The sequence below is a fragment of the Xanthomonas sp. MLO165 genome (assembly GCF_018831305.1).
Lineage (GTDB): Bacteria > Pseudomonadota > Gammaproteobacteria > Xanthomonadales > Xanthomonadaceae > Xanthomonas > Xanthomonas arboricola.
On the sequence record NZ_CP029263.1, the window covers coordinates 4,445,395 to 4,461,954 of the forward strand.

15 protein-coding genes and 1 other RNA gene are annotated in these 16,560 nt (G+C 64.7%); 6 read left to right on the plus strand and 10 right to left on the minus strand.

Annotated elements, in window-relative coordinates:
- Positions 1–250: 250 nt before the first annotated feature.
- Positions 251–1,816: a beta-xylosidase gene (locus tag DGN21_RS18720; protein WP_126966427.1), complete on the plus strand. Its 1,566-nt coding sequence runs from the start codon at positions 251–253 to the stop codon at positions 1,814–1,816.
- Positions 1,817–2,098: 282 nt separating this feature from the next.
- On the opposite strand, the gene DGN21_RS18725 is transcribed toward DGN21_RS18720, so the two are convergent.
- Both DGN21_RS18725 and DGN21_RS18730 read right to left on the minus strand, forming a co-directional pair.
- A non-coding RNA gene (locus DGN21_RS18725) (sX9 sRNA) lies at positions 2,099–2,173 on the minus strand.
- A gap of 62 nt (positions 2,174–2,235) precedes the next feature.
- Positions 2,236–2,508 (minus strand): metal/formaldehyde-sensitive transcriptional repressor, encoded by a 273-nt coding sequence (locus DGN21_RS18730; protein WP_039514053.1) that lies wholly within the window; start codon positions 2,506–2,508, stop codon positions 2,236–2,238.
- A gap of 65 nt (positions 2,509–2,573) precedes the next feature.
- Here DGN21_RS18730 and dmeF point away from each other — a divergent pair, with 65 nt between their 5' ends.
- Positions 2,574–3,599: a CDF family Co(II)/Ni(II) efflux transporter DmeF gene (gene dmeF / locus DGN21_RS18735; protein WP_215825024.1), complete on the plus strand. Its 1,026-nt coding sequence runs from the start codon at positions 2,574–2,576 to the stop codon at positions 3,597–3,599.
- Between the two features lie 260 nt (positions 3,600–3,859).
- Here the strand turns inward: dmeF and DGN21_RS18740 are convergent, their stop codons facing one another.
- Positions 3,860–4,687, minus strand: coding sequence for a ferredoxin--NADP reductase (locus DGN21_RS18740; RefSeq protein ID WP_024940738.1), 828 nt, complete (start codon positions 4,685–4,687; stop codon positions 3,860–3,862).
- A 35-nt stretch (positions 4,688–4,722) separates the two neighbouring features.
- Between DGN21_RS18740 and DGN21_RS18745 the strand changes: the two genes are divergently transcribed.
- From DGN21_RS18745 to DGN21_RS18760, 4 genes are all read left to right on the plus strand, one after another.
- Positions 4,723–5,739: an ABC transporter ATP-binding protein gene (locus DGN21_RS18745; RefSeq protein WP_126966424.1), complete on the plus strand. Its 1,017-nt coding sequence runs from the start codon at positions 4,723–4,725 to the stop codon at positions 5,737–5,739.
- Complete coding sequence (locus DGN21_RS18750) at positions 5,736–6,539, plus strand: ABC transporter permease (RefSeq protein ID WP_016903649.1); 804 nt, start codon at positions 5,736–5,738, stop codon at positions 6,537–6,539. Before DGN21_RS18745 ends, DGN21_RS18750 begins: the two co-directional genes overlap by 4 nt.
- Before the next feature lie 5 nt (positions 6,540–6,544).
- Positions 6,545–7,489: a 2-dehydropantoate 2-reductase gene (gene panE, locus DGN21_RS18755; RefSeq protein WP_184429183.1), complete on the plus strand. Its 945-nt coding sequence runs from the start codon at positions 6,545–6,547 to the stop codon at positions 7,487–7,489.
- A gap of 377 nt (positions 7,490–7,866) precedes the next feature.
- Entirely contained in the window at positions 7,867–8,382 is a 516-nt protein-coding gene (locus DGN21_RS18760; protein WP_024940686.1) for a hypothetical protein, read from the plus strand.
- 6 nt (positions 8,383–8,388) lie between these two features.
- Here DGN21_RS18760 and DGN21_RS18765 read toward each other — a convergent pair whose 3' ends face one another.
- From DGN21_RS18765 to DGN21_RS18795, 7 genes are all read right to left on the minus strand, one after another.
- Positions 8,389–8,793, minus strand: a complete 405-nt coding sequence (locus tag DGN21_RS18765; protein WP_054591206.1) for an acyl-CoA thioesterase — start codon at positions 8,791–8,793, stop codon at positions 8,389–8,391.
- 38 nt (positions 8,794–8,831) lie between these two features.
- Positions 8,832–9,284, minus strand: a complete 453-nt coding sequence (locus DGN21_RS18770) for a hypothetical protein (RefSeq protein ID WP_126966423.1) — start codon at positions 9,282–9,284, stop codon at positions 8,832–8,834.
- A gap of 40 nt (positions 9,285–9,324) precedes the next feature.
- Positions 9,325–9,651 (minus strand): thioredoxin family protein, encoded by a 327-nt coding sequence (locus tag DGN21_RS18775; protein WP_024940689.1) that lies wholly within the window; start codon positions 9,649–9,651, stop codon positions 9,325–9,327.
- On the minus strand, positions 9,623–10,108 hold the full coding sequence (locus DGN21_RS18780) for a flavodoxin (protein WP_039521114.1): 486 nt from the start codon (positions 10,106–10,108) through the stop codon (positions 9,623–9,625). The genes DGN21_RS18775 and DGN21_RS18780 overlap by 29 nt, the downstream gene beginning before the upstream one ends.
- A 200-nt stretch (positions 10,109–10,308) precedes the next feature.
- Complete coding sequence (locus tag DGN21_RS18785; protein WP_046345022.1) at positions 10,309–11,352, minus strand: ribonucleotide-diphosphate reductase subunit beta; 1,044 nt, start codon at positions 11,350–11,352, stop codon at positions 10,309–10,311.
- A gap of 185 nt (positions 11,353–11,537) precedes the next feature.
- Positions 11,538–14,036: a ribonucleoside-diphosphate reductase subunit alpha gene (locus DGN21_RS18790; RefSeq protein ID WP_046345023.1), complete on the minus strand. Its 2,499-nt coding sequence runs from the start codon at positions 14,034–14,036 to the stop codon at positions 11,538–11,540.
- A gap of 1,399 nt (positions 14,037–15,435) precedes the next feature.
- Positions 15,436–16,476, minus strand: coding sequence for a DUF475 domain-containing protein (locus DGN21_RS18795; RefSeq protein ID WP_046345024.1), 1,041 nt, complete (start codon positions 16,474–16,476; stop codon positions 15,436–15,438).
- Positions 16,477–16,560 lie beyond the last annotated feature (84 nt).

Below are 16,560 nucleotides of genomic sequence, written 5' to 3' on the forward strand. Positions count from 1 at the left end.
TGCGCCGACCACGCCGGTATGCACTCCCATTGCCGATGCTGCTGACGCATTCCCTTCGCCTGTCAAGTCAACTTGACAGGCACGATGCGCCGGGCGCGGCCAGCTGTCAAGCACCCTTTACACACTCGACCGCGTGCAATCCCTGCCCATCGCCACGCAACGCTGGCAGCAGGAAGACCAAGCACGCCCGTCCGCAGCACCGGGCCGGAGCTGGGTTACGCTCCGCGATCGAACATTGGCGGGAGCGGTGATGCGTCTGAAGATCTGGTTGGCAATTGCACTGAGCGGCTGCATGGCGAGCTCTGCCATGGCGCAGGTCGCCGCACCTCGCACGATCGAGCTGGATCTGGCCAGCGCCGCTGGACCGGTCGACCGGTTCTACGACCTGTCGATCGGCTCGGACTTTCCCGGCACCTTGATCCGCAGCGACAGCCAGGCGCAACTGGTTCCGGCGGTGCAGGAGCTGGGGTTTCGCTATATCCGCTTCCACGACGTGTTCCATGACGTGCTCGGCACGGTGAAAGACGTCGACGGCACGCTCGTCTACGACTGGACCAAACTGGATCAGCTCTACGATGCGCTGCTGGCCAAGCGCATCCGTCCGTTCGTGGAATTGGGCTTTACGCCCGCCGCGATGAAGACCTCCGAACAGACGCTCTTCTACTGGAAGGGCAACACCTCGCATCCGGACCCGGCCAAGTGGACGCAGCTGATCGATGCGTACGTGCGCCACATCCGTGCGCGCTACGGTGCCGACGAAGTGCGGCAGTGGTATTTCGAGGTGTGGAACGAGCCCAACCTCAAGGATTTCTGGGAGAACGCCGACCAGCAGGCCTACTTCGACCTGTATGCGAACACCGCGCGCACGATCAAGGCGATCGATCCGCAGCTGCGCGTCGGCGGCCCCTCCACCGCCGGTGCGGACTGGGTGCCGGAACTGCTGACCTTCGTTGCCAAGCACAAACTGCCGATCGACTTCGTCACCACGCATACCTATGGCGTGGAGGGCGGCTTTCTCGATGAAGATGGCAAGCAGGACGTCAAGCTGTCGGCATCGCCGGATGCCATCGTCGGCGACGTGCGCCGCGTGCGTGCGCAGATCCAGGCCTCGCCATTTCCGGATCTGCCGCTGTACTTCACCGAGTGGAGCAGCAGCTATACGCCGCGCGATTTCGTCCACGACAGCTACATCAACGCTCCCTACATCCTGACCAAGCTCAAGCAGGTGCAAGGCCTGGTGCAGGGCATGAGCTACTGGACCTACACCGATCTGTTCGAAGAACCCGGTCCGCCGCCCACGCCCTTCCACGGCGGCTTCGGGCTGATGAATCGCGAGGGCATCCGCAAGCCGGCGTGGTTTGCCTACAAGTACTTGAACGCGCTCAAGGGCCGCGATGTTCCGCTGCGCGATGCGCACGCATTTGCGGCGGTGGATGGCCAGCGCATCGCCGCGCTGGCCTGGGATTGGCAGCAGCCGGTGCAGGCGGTGAGCAATACCCCGTTCTATACCAAGCAGGTGCCGAGCACCGACAGCGCAGCGCTGGTCTTCCGCCTGGCACACGTGCCGGCCGGCAACTACCGGCTGCAGGTGCGCAAGACCGGCTACCGGCGCAACGATCCGCTGTCGCTGTACATCGACATGGGCATGCCCAAGGACCTGGCGCCACGGCAGCTGGCGCAGTTGCAGCAAGCCACGCGCGACACGCCCGAGCAGGACCGGCGCGTACGCGTCGGCGCCGATGGCATGGTGGAGATCCGCGTGCCGATGCGCAGCAACGATGTGGTGCTGATGACGCTGGAGCCGTCGGCGCGCTGAGCGCCCGGCACGCCGTTGCGCCTGCAATCAGGCGAGGCGTTGGGTGTGGATTGCGTGCGCGCAACGATGCGCGCAGTTCGGCGCGATGTCCCGACCGTGCATCGTTTGCGACATCGGGTGCGTCACGCGTGCGTTGCGGCACGTCGCGCGCATCGCCGCAGGACACTGCAGGCACGACATCATCAAGGTCCAGCGCGCTGGGCCGTCGCTCAGCCCGCGCAGCGCACAAGGTTGAAATCGAATCGGCGTGATCGCTTGGATCCGATGTGCAGGACTTGAAGCGGCAAACAAAACGTAGCGCGCAGTGACCAGCGGGTGCAGACAGCGCGGAGGAACCGTAGTGCACGAGTGGTACATGCCCATTCCAAGCACCGGCCGCGACCACCTGACGGTGAGCGCAGTCGTTTTGATGACCGCTCTTACTTGAGATAGGTCTTGAGAATGGCGGTGATGTCGTCGACCGCCAGTTCGCGCTCGCCCAGCGCCTCCGGTGCCGCGACGTGGTGCTTCAAATGCTCGCTGAGCAGCTCGACCATCAGGCCCTGCGCAGCGCCACGAAACGCCGCCACCTGCGTCAGCAACGCGGTGCAGTCCACGTCCTGCGCCAGGGCTTTCTCCAGCCCCTCCACTTGCCCACGGATCCTGCGCACGCGGGCAAGCAGTTTGGATTTGTCCTGATTCAGATGTGCCATTGCCATATACCCCCCGCGGGTATCTGAGATACCCTTGGGGGGTATCGTAGCCAGAGCCTCTTCCGATGTCGATCACGCACGCCGCGCCGCATTGCGCGCAGTTGCACACATTCGCCAGCGCCAACCCGCTCGCCGAGCGCAGCACCCGCAAGGCCGTCATCCTGACCGTGGTCATGATGCTGGTGGAGATCGTCGGCGGCTGGACGCTCAATTCCATGGCCCTGCTCGCCGATGGCTGGCATATGAGCTCGCACGCACTGGCGCTGGGGCTGGCACTGTTTGCCTACCGTTTCGCGCGGCGCAATGCCAACGACCTGCGTTTCAGCTTCGGCACCTGGAAGGTCGAAGTGCTGGGCGGCTATACCAGCGCCATCCTGCTGTTGGGCGTGGCCGGCCTGATGGCGTTCCAGTCGCTGGAACGGCTGTTCTCGCCCAAGCCCATCCAGTACCAGGAAGCCACCGTCATTGCCGTCATCGGCCTGCTGGTCAACCTGATCTGCGCCTGGTGGTTACGCGACTCGCACGGCCATGCGCATGGCCATCACCACGGTCACGCCCACGCGCATGATGGTCATGGTCATGGTCATGGTCATGGTCATGGTCATGGTCATGGTCATGGTCATGGTCATGGTCATCATGATGCTCATGCCGATCTCAATCTGCGTGCCGCGTATCTGCACGTGGTGGCCGATGCGGCGACCTCGGTCCTGGCGATCGTCGCGCTGCTCGCCGGCATGTACTGGGGCGTGACCTGGCTGGATCCGATCATGGGCATCGTCGGCGCGGTGCTGGTCACCGTATGGGCATGGGGACTGCTGCGCAGCACCGGCCGCGTGCTGCTGGATGCGGAGATGGATGCACCGGTGGTGGAAGAAGTGAAGCAGGTCATCGCCGAGCTGCCGCATGCCATCGACATCGACGACCTGCATGTCTGGCGCGTGGGCAGCGATCGTTATGCCTGTGTCGTCAGTCTGGTCACTGCGGCCGACATCGGTGCGGACCTGGTCCGCGCTGCCTTGCAGATCCACGAAGAACTGGTGCACATCACCGTCGAGCTGCAGCGCCCGCCAGTGGCGCGGGCTGCGGCCTGACGATTCCGCAGGGCGCTGCATCCGGCGCCCTGCAGTAGTGAGCGCGGAAGCGGTCAGCGAAAATGCCAGCCCGAGCAGCAGTGGCTCCAGTTGCACCACGCGCCGGAGCACAGGATGCGACTGCAGCAGCGCACAGTGGGCGGGAGGGATAGCCGGGACAGCATCGCGATGCTGTCGAGCGGCCTTGAACGCGTCGGGACCCGCGCACCGGGCGCGATCGGCGGGTACCGAGCAAGCCAGCCCGGCACCGTGCGACTGGCTCAGGTTTTCGCCGGAGCCGGGCTGACGTATTTCTCGCGGCGGATCTGCGCGTTCGGCAGGCCGGCTGCCTTCAACGCCTCGATGCAGCTGTCCACCATGTCCGGGTTGCCGCACAGGTAGGCGATATCGCCCTGCGCGTCGGGCGCGCATTCGGCTAGCTGCTGCTGCACGTAACCCTGGCGCACATCGGCATGCGGCTGCTCGGGCAGCTCGCGCGAAAAACACGGCACGTAGCGGAACTGCGGATGCGCATCGGCAAACGCGCGGAAGTCGTCGCCATACAACAGCTCGGCCGGCGTGCGCGCGCCCTGCAGCAGCAGCACCTGCACGCCACGGGTGGCGATCGCCTCGGCCAGCAGCGGCAGCATCGAGCGGTACGGGGTGACGCCGGTGCCGGTGGCGATCAGCACATAACGCCGGTTGTGGTCGCCCGGCGGCAGGCAGAAGCGCCCGTAGGGCCCGCTGGCCTGCAACTGGTCGCCAATCTGCAGGCCTTCGAACAGCGCGGTGGCCGAGCCGCCGGGCACGAAGCTCACCGCGATATCCACCGCCTCGCCCGGTCCGAGCGCATGGTCGTGGATGGTCGCCAGCGAATAGCTGCGCTTGGTCGGCGTGCCGTCGGCGGCATCGAAATGGATCTGGATGAACTGCCCGGGCTGGAAATCCAGCGGCTGCCCGTCGTCACGCAGGAACTGGCAGTGGGCCACGGTGGGCGCAATCATGCGCCGGTCGACAAGCTTGAGGGGGAATTGAACGGGCACGAACGTATTTGGGACAGTCTGTGATCGGGGCTTGCCCCCGCGGGCTTCTATAATAACGGCCTGCAACTCGCTGCGCCGTCACGCTGACGCGAAGGAACATCTTGAATTCTCCATCTCCGATCACCGCACCCGCGCTGCGTGTGTGCGATCTGCGCAAGACCTACGACAACGGCACCCAGGCGCTCAAGGGCGTCTCGCTGGACGTGGCGCCAGGCGATTTCTTCGCCCTGCTCGGCCCCAACGGCGCCGGCAAATCCACCCTGATCGGCATTATCAGCTCGCTGGTGAACCTGTCCGCCGGCCAGGTGGAAGTGTTCGGCACCGACCTGGTCGGCCAACGCAGCGATGCGATGCGCCTGATCGGCCTGGTCCCGCAGGAGGTCAACTTCAACCTGTTCGAAAAACCCTTCGACATCCTGGTCAACTACGCCGGCTTCTACGGCATGCCGCGCGAGCAGGCCGCCGCGCTGGCCGAAGCCGAGCTGCGCCGCTCGCACCTGTGGGAAAAGGCCCAGGTGATGAGCCGCACGCTGTCCGGCGGCATGAAGCGCCGGCTGATGATCGCCCGCGCCATGATGACCCAGCCGCGGCTGCTGATCCTGGACGAGCCCACCGCCGGCGTGGACATCGAGATCCGCCGCGACATGTGGCGCGTGCTCAAGGAGATCAACGCCGCCGGCACCACCATCATCCTGACCACGCATTACCTGGAAGAAGCCGAGCACCTGTGCCGCAACCTGGCCATCATCAACCACGGCCAGATCGTCACCCAGGGGCCGATGCGCGAACTGCTGGCCAAGCTGGACGTGGAAGGCTTCCTGTTTGATATCGACGGCGACCTGCCGGCCGAGCTGCCGGTGATCGAAGGCACCACGCTCACCGCCATCGATGGCCACACGCTGGACCTGGACATGCCGCGCGCGATGGACCTCAACCGCGTGTTCGCCACGCTCGGCAGCGCCGGCATCCGGGTGCGCTCGATGCGCACCAAGAGCAACCGGCTGGAAGAGCTGTTCGTGCGCCTGACCGGTGACGCCCCGGTACCGGCCACCGCCCCCACGCCTGTCGCCCCCAACGGCACACCGCCCGCGCAGCCGCGCAGCGGAGGCCAGCCATGAACGAGATCCGCACCGTGACCGAACCCACCAACGCGCGCCGCAACTGGATTGCGCTGGGCACCATCGTGCGCCGCGAAGTGCAGCGCATCCTGCGCATCTGGGGCCAGACCCTGGTGCCGCCGGCCATCACCATGACGCTGTACTTCTTGATCTTCGGCGGGCTGATCGGCTCGCGCGTGGGCGACATGGGCGGCTACTCGTACATGCAGTTCATCGTGCCGGGCCTGGTGATGATGAGCGTGATCCAGAACAGCTACGGCAACATCTCCTCCAGCTTCTTCGGCGCCAAGTTCGGCCGGCATGTGGAAGAGCTGCTGGTCAGCCCGATGCCCAACTGGGTGATCCTGTGGGGCTACGTCTCCGGCGCCGTGCTGCGCGGGGTGATGGTCGGCGCGTTGGTGCTGATCATCGCGATGTTCTTCACCCCGGTGCGCATCCCGCATCCGCTGGTCACGCTGACCACGGTGCTGCTGGGCGCGACCATCTTCTCGCTGGCCGGCTTCGTCAATGCGGTGTACGCCAAGAAGTTCGACGACGTGGCGATCGTGCCGACCTTCATCCTGACCCCGCTGACCTATCTGGGCGGCGTGTTCTATTCGGTGAAGCTGCTGCCGCCGTGGGCCGAAGCGGCCACCCACGCCAACCCGATCTTCTACATGGTCAACGCGTTCCGCTACGGCCTGCTCGGCAGCTCGGACGTGCCGATCTGGGTCGCCTACGCGCTGATGCTGGGCTTTGTCGCGGTGCTCAGCGCGCTGGCACTGTGGCTGCTGCGCCGTGGCGTGGGTTTGCGGAGCTGATGACGATGGCGATGCGTATCCTCATCCTCGGCGCCGGCGGCACCGGCGGTTATTTCGGCGGACGCCTGGCGCAGGCCGGGGTCGATGTGACCTTTCTGGTACGCGCTGCGCGGGCGGCGCAGTTGCAGGCCGATGGCCTGCGCATCCGCAGCCCGCTGGGCGATGCGGATCTGCCGGTGGCGCATGTCACCGCGCAGGACCTGCCGGCCCTGGTAGCGCAGCGGCCGTTCGATCTGGTGATCCTCAGCTGCAAGGCCTACGACCTGGATAGCGCGATCGAGGCGATTGCGCCGGCGGTGGGCGAGCACACGACGGTGCTGCCGATCCTCAACGGCCTGCGGCATTACGCGGCGCTGGACGAAAGTTTCGGTGCCGCACGCGTGCTGGGCGGGCTGTGCTTCATCAGCGCGACCAAGGGCGAGCACGGCGAAATCCTGCACCTGGGCAAGCCGGCGGCGATGACCTTCGGCGAGCGCGATGGCCGCGCCGCGTCGGCACGGGTGCAGGCGCTTGCGGCGGCCTGCGCGCAGGCCGGCATCGATCATGTGGCCAGCGAGCAGATCGCGCAGGAGCAATGGATCAAGTACAGCTTCCTCACCGCGCTGGCGGCGGCCACCTGCCTGATGCGTGCGCCGGTCGGGGCGATCGTGGCCACCGACGACGGCCGCGCGTTGATCAACGGCCTGTACAACGAATGCCTGTGGGCCGCCGATGCGGCCGGGCAGCCGATCCCGGAAGCTGCGCGCGCCAAGGCGCTGCAGACCTTGTTGCAGGTGGATTCGCCGCTGAAGGCCTCGATGCTGCGCGATCTGGAAGCCGGCCAGGACGTGGAAGCGGCGCAGATCGTCGGCGACATGTTGAAGCGGGTGCGCGAGACAGGGCGCAACGCGCCGCTGCTGATGGCGGCGAATGTGCATCTGCAGGCGTATCAGGTGTTGCGGCATAGCTGAGAGTGTTGGGGTGTGCGGGCGGTTGTTGGGCTGCGTGTGAACCGTACCCCCACCCGCCCTGCGGGCACCTTCCCTCGGTGGGGGAAGGGCTGCGGCTTCGGCTGCCGGCTTTTCTTTGGGGCGCGGCTTGCCCCTCGGGTAACGGAGGTCGCAGCTAGTTGGCGCCTTTGTTACGCCGATCGTGGGCGATCTGCGCAAACAGCGGGCCGCTGAGGCCTGCTTCGATCAGGTGCCGACGTCGCACTGGTAACGCATCGCACACCTCACGCGATGCCTCCACAGCGCGATGCCATCGACGTCGATGTTGCCATTGCCTTCGCGCTGCAACGACGCGGTGCACACGATGCTCTGCGTCCCCCTTGCCCGTGTCGCCGCCGATGAAAGCGCTCAGCCACCTGTTCCGTGCCGGTCATTTCGTGATCCTGGCGTTTTTCGTGCTGTGCGCGGCGGGTCTGGTGGCGATGGCCGGGCTGGAGCTGTGGCATGGCTTTACCCCGGGCGGCGACATGGTGGTGCGCGACCGCTTCAACGTGGTGCTGGAGGCGATCGGCCTGCTCACCGTGGCGCTGGTGACGCTGGAGCTGGGCCAGACCATCTTCGAGGAAGAGATCCTGCGCGACGTCAAGGTCAGCGGCCCCACGCGCGTACGCCGCTACCTGTCGCGGTTCTTCGTGGTGATCGTGATTGCGCTGGCGATCGAAACGCTGGTGTCGATCTTCGAGCTGATGCACGACGACCCGGCCAAGCTGCCGTATGCGGCGGCGGTGGGCCTGTGCGCGGCGCTGTTGCTGATCGCCTGGGGCGTATTCGTCAAACTCAATCGCAGCGCCGAAGAGCTGGAGCCCGAGGCGATGGCGGAAACCAAGCGCGAGGACCGCGAGGTCGAGGAATAAGCGCCCTCAGCTGCTGACCGCGGGCAGCGGCGGCACCGTGGTCGGCTTGCCGTCGTCGCCGAGCGCGATCATTACGAAGTGGCCGCGGGTGCACAGCTCGCGTGCGCCGCTGAGCAGGTCTTCGGCGATCAGTTCCACTTCCACCTTGATCGAGCTGCGCCCCACCGAGACCACCCGCGCGATGGTTTCCACCATCTGGCCCTGGCGGATCGGCAGCTTGAAATCCACCTGGTCCGAGCGCGCGGTCACCACCGCACGGCGTGCATAGCGCGAGGCGGCCAGGAAGGCGGCCTTGTCCATCCACGCCAGCGCCTGCCCACCGAACAGTGTGCCCATGTGGTTGGTGTGGTTGGGGAACACGATCTCGGCCATGCGGGCCTCGGTCGGTGCAACGGTGGTGGAGCTGCTCATGAAGGCGGTACCGGAAGAAGGAAGGAAAGCCAGCCAGATCAGCTGCGCAGCGTCGGCAGGAAGCTCAGGTCCATGTGGTAGCGCGCCGGGCGTCGTGGATCGACCAGGACCCGCAGCGGTTGCCCGTCGACCAGAAACGGCTGCGGATCGATCCACAGGTTGTCGCTGCGATACTCAGTCAGGGTGTTGTGCGTGCGGTCTTGGCGATGGGCAAGGATACGGAACGGGTGCACGCCGTTGACCTGCAAGGACGCATTGCGTTCGACGCACACGAAGCGGGCTTCCACCACCGTGCCATACCGGCGCAACCACGCAGCACGCCGCGCATGCCAGACGCGATAACCGAGGATGCCGCCCCCCACGCCGCCGAACGCCACACCCAGCAGCAACAGGATCCAGCGCGCCTGATCGGGCAACAGCGCCGCACCGGTCAACAACCCCAGCCCCGCCAGCAGGAAGCTCCAGGCGACGATGGTGACGGTGGCGTTCATCGCCGGAAGCCTGCGCGGTTGCGATGGACTTCCGGCGCGCTCACAGCCCGCTGCGGACCGCCGCTTCGACCTGCGCCGGCGACTGGAAACCTGGGAGACGTGTCACTTCCGCGCCGTCCTTGAACAAGGCCAACGTCGGCGTCTGCCGCAGGCCCAGACTGCGAAAGAACTCCTCGCCAACCACTTCCAGCTTCACCTTGAGCAGTGCGACGCCTGCGGCGTCCTCGCTCGCGGCAAACTTGGTCAGCGACATGTCGAGCATCTTGCAGCCCGGGCAATTGTCCTTGTAGTAGTCGACCAGCAGGCGCGGATGCGCAGCCAGGGCGGCGGTGTAGTGCTCAGGCGACGTGACGGTAATGGTCTGCATCATGGGGATCGTTCTTGCATTGGGCCAGGACCTCGTCGGTCCAGGCGGCGATGGCCTGCGCGTCGCGCTGGCCGTGGGGCATCTGTTCGATGGTCAAACGTGGAAACGGGCTGGCGAAGAACTGGGCGATGCGATGCACCGCGCCGCAAAAATAGTCCTCGCCCCATTGCGTTTCGCCGGTGCCGAACACCGCCACCCGCGGCGGCTTGCCCAGCGTCTCGACCAACTCGACGATGAAGCGTTTCATCTCTGCCGGCGTACGGCCGCCGTTGTCGGTCCAGCTACCGAGCAGAAACAGTTCGTACTGCCCCGGCGCATGCGGCACCTGCGCCAGCGTCTGCACATCGGTTTCCACCCAGGTCACCGCATGCCCGGCCGCTTCGCAGCGCAGTGCAACACTGCGCGCGACATCGCGCGTGTTGCCGCTCAACGAGGCCAGTGCGAGCAGGATGTTCATGAGGCGGGGATTCGGGAGTCGTGATTAGGGATTCGTCTAAAGCAGGGATTGGAGAGTCGAAGTGGAGATTCGTCAAAGCCCATCAAGTTGCTGTTGCAAATCCCGCCTACCCACTCTCCAATCCCGGATCTTGATGATTCGTAAAGCGCATCGATGCGGCTGCGACGAATCCCAAATCCCGAATACCTAATCCCGGATCCTCAGAGATCGTCGAAGCCGTTATCCGAGTTGGTCTTCTTGTACGAGGCATTCCGCATCTCGAAGAAGTCGGTCTTGGTTTCGGTGAAGTTGTCGGCGTAGGCCTTGATCCACGGCATCACGTTGTCGTTGGCGCCTTCGTACAGCTTCTCGATGCCGAGCATGCCGGCCATCTTGTTGGCGCGGTACTTCACGTAGCGGATCATCTCGTCGACATCGATGCCGTCGATGCCGTCCAGCACTTCGGCGGTCCACTGGGTTTCCAGGTCGATCGCGTGCTCGAACGCCTTGTGGACGTAATCGGTGAGCTGGTCGCCCTGCAGCGCCTGGTTCTCGCCGATGATGGCGCGAATCAGCTCGCTGATGAACTTGGAGTGGGCCAGCTCGTCGCGGTTGATGAAGCTGATGATCTTGCCGGTGCCGGTCATGCGGTTCTGGCGGACCAGATTGTAGAAATACGCAAAGCCGGAATAGAAGTTGATGCCTTCCAGGATCGAGGACTGGATCAGCGCGCGGATCAGCGTTTCGGCCGTCTTGTCGCGCATGAAGTCTTCGTAGGCGCCCATGATCGGCGCATTGCGCTTGATGATGGTCGGATGCGTGCGCGCGATCTCGAACACGCGGTTCTGATCGGCCAGGCCGGTGATCGAGGCCAGCACGTAGCTGTAGCTCTCGTTATGGATCACTTCCTGCTGGCCGATGATCGCGGCATTGGCATGCGCGGCCGGGTCGGTGATGTATTCGGCAACGTTGTAGATGAAGCGCGTCTGCGGCGAATCCAGCGTGGCCAACAGGCCGATGATCGAGTCGTAGGCGTTCTTTTCGCGCGCCGACAGCTCGTTGTACTGGCGCGCGTCGCCCTTCATGTCCACTTCGTCGGGGATCCAGAAGTTGGTCGACAGCTCCTTGTAAGCCCGATAGAAGGACGGGTACGGGATGTCGTTCCAGTTGAGGATGCCGGATGTCTGGCCATTGATGATGGCGGTGGAGCGGTTCGGGTGACGCGGCTCCAGGATCTTGATGCGCTCAAGCGATGTTGCGGACATGGGTTTCTACTCGTGTTTCAGGCGTCGCGCGTACGGCGGCGCAACAAATCAATCTGGAGGAAAGCCCCCTGAGTCAGGGGGCGCGCCGAGGGCGCGGGGGTGTGGGAGCTGATGAAGCAGGGTCCACGGTTCGCAACGCGAACCGTGGAAGCGAAGCGCGAATGCGCTTAGCTACTGCATGCGCTTTAGCTCGAACACCACTCGCATTCGCTGATGTCGATGTCGTTGGAGCGCACGTAGTACGTGGTCTTCAGGCCTTCGCGCCAGGCGGTCATGTGCAGGTCCAGCAAGGTGCTCGCACGGATGGTGCTGGGCACGTAGAAGTTGAAGCTGATCGACTGGTCGACGTGCCGCTGGCGACGCGCGTTCTGGCGCACGCTGGCGAACTGGTCGACCTTGTAGGCGCCCTTTTCGTAGTACGGCCAGGTTTCCAGCGACAGGCCAGGTGCGGCGACCGGACGACGGAAGTCCTTCTTTTCTTCGTAGTAGAACGCGCTGTAGATCGGGTCGATCGAGGCGGTGGAACCGGCGATCTGCGCGGTACTCATGTTTGGCGCAACCGCCAGCATCCAGGCATTGCGCACGCCGTTGACGGCTACCTGCGCGGACAGCTCCAGCCACTGCGGGCTGTTGTAGTCGCGCGCACGGAAGTACTCGCCGGTGTGCCAGTCGCTGCCGCGGAACACGCTGTAGGTGCCCTTTTCCTTGGCCAGCTCCATGCTCGCCTGGACGGTCAGATAGTTGATGCGCTCGTACAGCTCGTCGCTGTAGTCCTCGGCTTCCTTGGCATTCCAGTGGATGGACTTCTGCGCCAGCAGATGGTGCCAGCCGAAGGTGCCCAGGCCGATGGCACGGTACTTCTGGTTGGTGATGGTGGCCTGCGGCACCGGCAACTGGTTCAGATCGATCACGTTGTCGAGCATGCGCACCTGGATCGGAATCAAGCGCTCCAGCACGTCGGCGCCCAGCAGATCGGCCTGGTCTGCCTGCACGGTGATCGCGCGGCCCAGGTTGATCGAGGACAGGTTGCACACGACGAAGTCGCCGGCCTTCTTGGTGGTGACGATCTGATTGCCGCTGATGATCTCCTGCATCATCCGCGTCGGGCTCATGTTCTGCAGGATCTCGGTGCACAGGTTGGACGAATAGACCATGCCCTCGTGCTTGTTCGGGTTCTTGCGATTGACTTCATCGCGATAGAACATGAACGGGTTGCCGGTTTCCAGCTGGCTGACCATGATCCGCTTGAAGATCTCGATCGCCTTGACCGTCTTGCGGGTGATGCGCTCGTCGGCAACCACTTCCTCGTACTTGCGACGGAAGCTGCTGTTGGCGTCGCCCTTCTTCTCGTCGTAGAAGTCCTGCAGGTACCAGCCCTTGATCCGCTTCACTTCGTGCGGATCGAACAGGTACCAGTCGCCGCGACGCTCGACCGCTTCCATGAACAGGTCGGGGATGCACACCGAGGTGAACACGTCGTGCGCACGCAGACGCTGGTCGCCGTTGTTCAGGCGCAGATCCAGGAACGCCTCGATGTCGCGGTGGAAGATGTCCAGGTAGACCGCGATGGCGCCCTTGCGCTGGCCCAGCTGATCCACCGACACCGCAGTGTTGTTGAGCTGCTTGATCCACGGCACCACGCCGCCGGAGGAATTGGACACGCCGCGGATCGCCGAACCGGACGAACGCACATAGCCCAGGTACGCGCCCACGCCGCCGCCGTGCTTGGACACGCGCGCCACGTCGGTATTGGAGTCGTAGATACCCTGCAGGCTGTCGTCGACGGTGTCGATGAAGCAGCTCGACAGCTGGCCGCCGACCTTGCCGGCATTGGCCAGGGTCGGGGTGGCCACGGTCATGTACAGGTTGGACAGCGCCCAGTAGGCCTCGCCGACCAACTGCATGCGGCGCTCGCGGCTGCCCTTGCCGTTGCCGATCTCGTCCTGCATCAGGTACAGCGCGATGGTCAGCCAACGCTCCTGCGGCAGCTCGAACACGCCGCGCGAGTTGTCGGTGGCCAGGTAACGCGTGGCCAGCAGGTACAGGCCGTTGTAGGCGAACAGCTTGTCGCGCTCAGGCTCGATCATCTTGCCGGCTTCGATCAGCTCGTCCTTGGAATAGCGGCGCAGGATGTCGTTGGAATAGACATTGCGGTCGGCCAGGCTCTCCTGCAGGCCGACGAACGAGCCGTACTTCTGGCTGGCGTCGTAGAAACGGTTGCGGCTGGCGCGCTTGTACAGGCGGCGCAGGTACAGGCGCGCGGCAAAGTGCTCCCACTCCGGGGTGGTCAGATCGACGCGGGCCTCGGCCTCGCGGATCAGGTGGTCGACCAGGTCGTCAGCGTTGACGCTGTCCTTGCGGTCGACGAAGCCAAACACCGAGCGCTTGTAGTCGGCCACGTCCAGCTGCGGGAATTCGGCATGGATCTGGTCGATGGCGCGCTCCAGGCGCTCCGGCTCGAACGGAATCCGACGGTTGCCGGCTTCCTTGGTGATCCAGGTGGCGACGGCTTGTTCTTCGATGGTCTGTGCGTGCATTGCAATGGCTTGGCGGGGAGGCGGCACGATGTCCGACGGGTCGGTCAATTCCGGCGCGCCGCAACCGGGCGCGCTGACACTGGCAGGAACGCTGGTGGGTGTTGCGGTACCGGTGGCGATCGCGGCAAGGGTGTCGTTGGTGGTCATGCGTCCTCCATGCGTAGGCACACGAACCCGGCTGGGGACGGGTTGCGGCCGGATCCGGACTCCCTGGATAGCGATGGCGGTGCGCGACGACCAGCACGCAAGACCCACGGTCTGCGGCGGCATCGCCTTCACCAGCCATCTCCTTCCCGGAGATTCCACGGCCGCCACCGCGCGGTGTGCTGTCGCGCAGTGGTCGGTGGCGAAACAACCGCGGCGCAACGAGACCACGCCGCCCGCTCCAGGCGACGCCCGGATGGCTGTGATCGTTCGTTGCTGCCGCCGCGGAGAGGCGTTTGATTGGCAACCTGCTGCAAATCATGCTCTCACTGGTCCGGACGCCTTGGGGCGACCAACCACCGACTCCCCCAAGATAGTGGGGTCCCCCGGAGGGGTCAACACCAAATGTAGGAAAATCCCGAAAACCCTTACAGCACAAAGCACTGTCTGACGAACGGTCGGCGCAAGGCTACGAACCCGTCCAATTGGACTGCGCAGTCAAGGCCCAAACCGGTAATTCTGTCGATCAGTTGGGTCCGGTTAGGTTGGCTGCGACACCCATCGAGACTGAAGCCGGTCACGGTTGGCCGTGACTGTCTCAGGTGGCACCGCACGCCTGGGGGGCCTGCCCTGACACCGGCAATGGGAGGAACTCGCCGCTGCCGACGTCGGGTCGAGGGCGCGGCGCCCTCACCGCAGCAGAAAGATGGCTGCCCGCTTTGTTGAAAACCGTGCACACCGACCATCTCGACTGGTCCTTGTCCGCTCACCGTCGCGGGACCTTACGCGGCATGGATGCCGCGTAAGAGCCTACATGGACGTACTTGCGGCGTGTCCCGCGGGGGTGGGCGGGCAAGGGCCCTGCAGCAAACCCACAGCGTCAAGGGCGCGGCGAGTCAGTCGGTTGCCTTATCGAAAACCACGCACACCGACCAGCTCGACAGGTCCTTGTCCGCTCACCGTCGCGGGACCTTACGCGGCATGGATGCCGCGTAAGAGCCTACATGGACGTACTTGCGGCGTGTCCCGCGATGGTGGGCGGGCAAGGGCCCTGCAGCAAACTCACAGCGTAGAGGGCGCGGCGAGGACACCGCACCGATTGCCGGTTGCTTTGTCGAAAACCACGCGCGCCGGCCAACTCAACTGGTCCTTGTCCGCCCACCGTCGCGGGACCTTACGCGGCATGGATGCCGCGTAAGAGCCTACAAGGACGTACTTGCGGCGTGTCCCACGATGGTGGGCGGGCAAGGGCCCTGCAGCAAACCCACAGCGTCGAGGTTGGGCGTGCAAAGGCACTGCAGCCAAGCCACAGAACTAGCGACGCCCGCCCGATGGCCATGAAGACGCTGTCAGCCGCTATCAAGTGAACTGCATTACGCCCTGAGCGCGGCCATGCGCGAGATCAGATCTCGGTCGGGCCGATGTGGTGGCGCTTGCGGTAGCGGATCGACGACCACACCGAGGCGGCGATGAAGGCCACGCCGATCAGGCCGGTGAGTACTTCCGGCACGTGGTACACGGTGCCGACCAGCATGATGATCGCCAGCACGCCGATGGCGTAATGGGCGCCGTGCTCCAGGAACACGAACTCGTCCAGCGTGCCCTTGTGCACCAGATAGACCGTCATCGAACGCACGAACATCGCACCGATCGCCAGGCCCAGCATGATGATGACCACATCGCGGGTGATCGCGAACGCGCCGATCACCCCGTCGAACGAGAACGAGGCGTCCAGCACTTCCAGGTACAGGAAGGCAGCAATGCCCGAGCGCTTGGCCGGGCCCATGCCGTCTTCGCTCTCTTCGGACTCGAACAAGGCATCCACGCTGCCGACCAGCAGGTACAGCAGGATGCCGCCCAGGCCGGCGAACAGCACGCTCTGAAAAATGGCATTGGGCAGGAACAGCTTGGTGCACAGCAGCACCGTCACCGCCACGATCACCGACATCGCATCGGCCTTGCCCAGCTTGCCGACCAGCCGTTCCACCGGGCCGAGCCAGTGCAGCTTGCGCTCCTGGTCGAACAGGAAGTTCAGGAATACCAGCAACAGGAACATGCCACCGAAGGCGGCAATGGACGGGTAGTTGTCGGTCAGCACCTGGCTGTAGCGGTCCGGCTCCTTCAGCGCCATCTGCATCACTGGTACCAGGCCCATGCCGGTGGCCACCGACACGATCACGATCGGAAACACCAGGCGCATGCCGAACACCGCGATCAGGATGCCGACGGTGAGGAACAGCTTCTGCCAGAACGCGTTCATGTGCTTGAGCACGCCGGCGTTGACCACCGCGTTGTCGAACGACAACGACACCTCCAGCACGCTCAGCACCAGGCACAGCCACAGCGCCTGCCACAGTCCCATTGCGGTGGTGTGGCCCCACCAGGCGGCAACGCCCAGGCAGACGGCGGCGACTAACAACGACATTCTGAACTCGCGGAACATTGACACTCCCAGGCGGGCCGAGACGACAGCCGAAGCAACCGGCCAGGGTGAGGCCCGGCAGATCCGGCATGCGGTGGAGGATGG

Coding starts and splice junctions, on each gene's coding strand:
- DGN21_RS18795 (WP_046345024.1), bottom strand. CDS start 16,476: ATGTTCCGCGAGTTCAGAATGTCGTTGTTAGTCGCCGCCGTCTGCCTG.
- DGN21_RS18750 (WP_016903649.1), top strand. CDS start 5,736: ATGAACGAGATCCGCACCGTGACCGAACCCACCAACGCGCGCCGCAAC.
- DGN21_RS18765 (WP_054591206.1), bottom strand. CDS start 8,793: ATGAGCAGCTCCACCACCGTTGCACCGACCGAGGCCCGCATGGCCGAG.
- DGN21_RS18775 (WP_024940689.1), bottom strand. CDS start 9,651: ATGCAGACCATTACCGTCACGTCGCCTGAGCACTACACCGCCGCCCTG.
- DGN21_RS18785 (WP_046345022.1), bottom strand. CDS start 11,352: ATGTCCGCAACATCGCTTGAGCGCATCAAGATCCTGGAGCCGCGTCAC.
- DGN21_RS18730 (WP_039514053.1), bottom strand. CDS start 2,508: ATGGCACATCTGAATCAGGACAAATCCAAACTGCTTGCCCGCGTGCGC.
- DGN21_RS18770 (WP_126966423.1), bottom strand. CDS start 9,284: ATGAACGCCACCGTCACCATCGTCGCCTGGAGCTTCCTGCTGGCGGGG.
- DGN21_RS18790 (WP_046345023.1), bottom strand. CDS start 14,036: ATGACCACCAACGACACCCTTGCCGCGATCGCCACCGGTACCGCAACA.
- DGN21_RS18760 (WP_024940686.1), top strand. CDS start 7,867: ATGAAAGCGCTCAGCCACCTGTTCCGTGCCGGTCATTTCGTGATCCTG.
- DGN21_RS18720 (WP_126966427.1), top strand. CDS start 251: ATGCGTCTGAAGATCTGGTTGGCAATTGCACTGAGCGGCTGCATGGCG.
- dmeF (WP_215825024.1), top strand. CDS start 2,574: ATGTCGATCACGCACGCCGCGCCGCATTGCGCGCAGTTGCACACATTC.
- panE (WP_184429183.1), top strand. CDS start 6,545: ATGGCGATGCGTATCCTCATCCTCGGCGCCGGCGGCACCGGCGGTTAT.
- DGN21_RS18780 (WP_039521114.1), bottom strand. CDS start 10,108: ATGAACATCCTGCTCGCACTGGCCTCGTTGAGCGGCAACACGCGCGAT.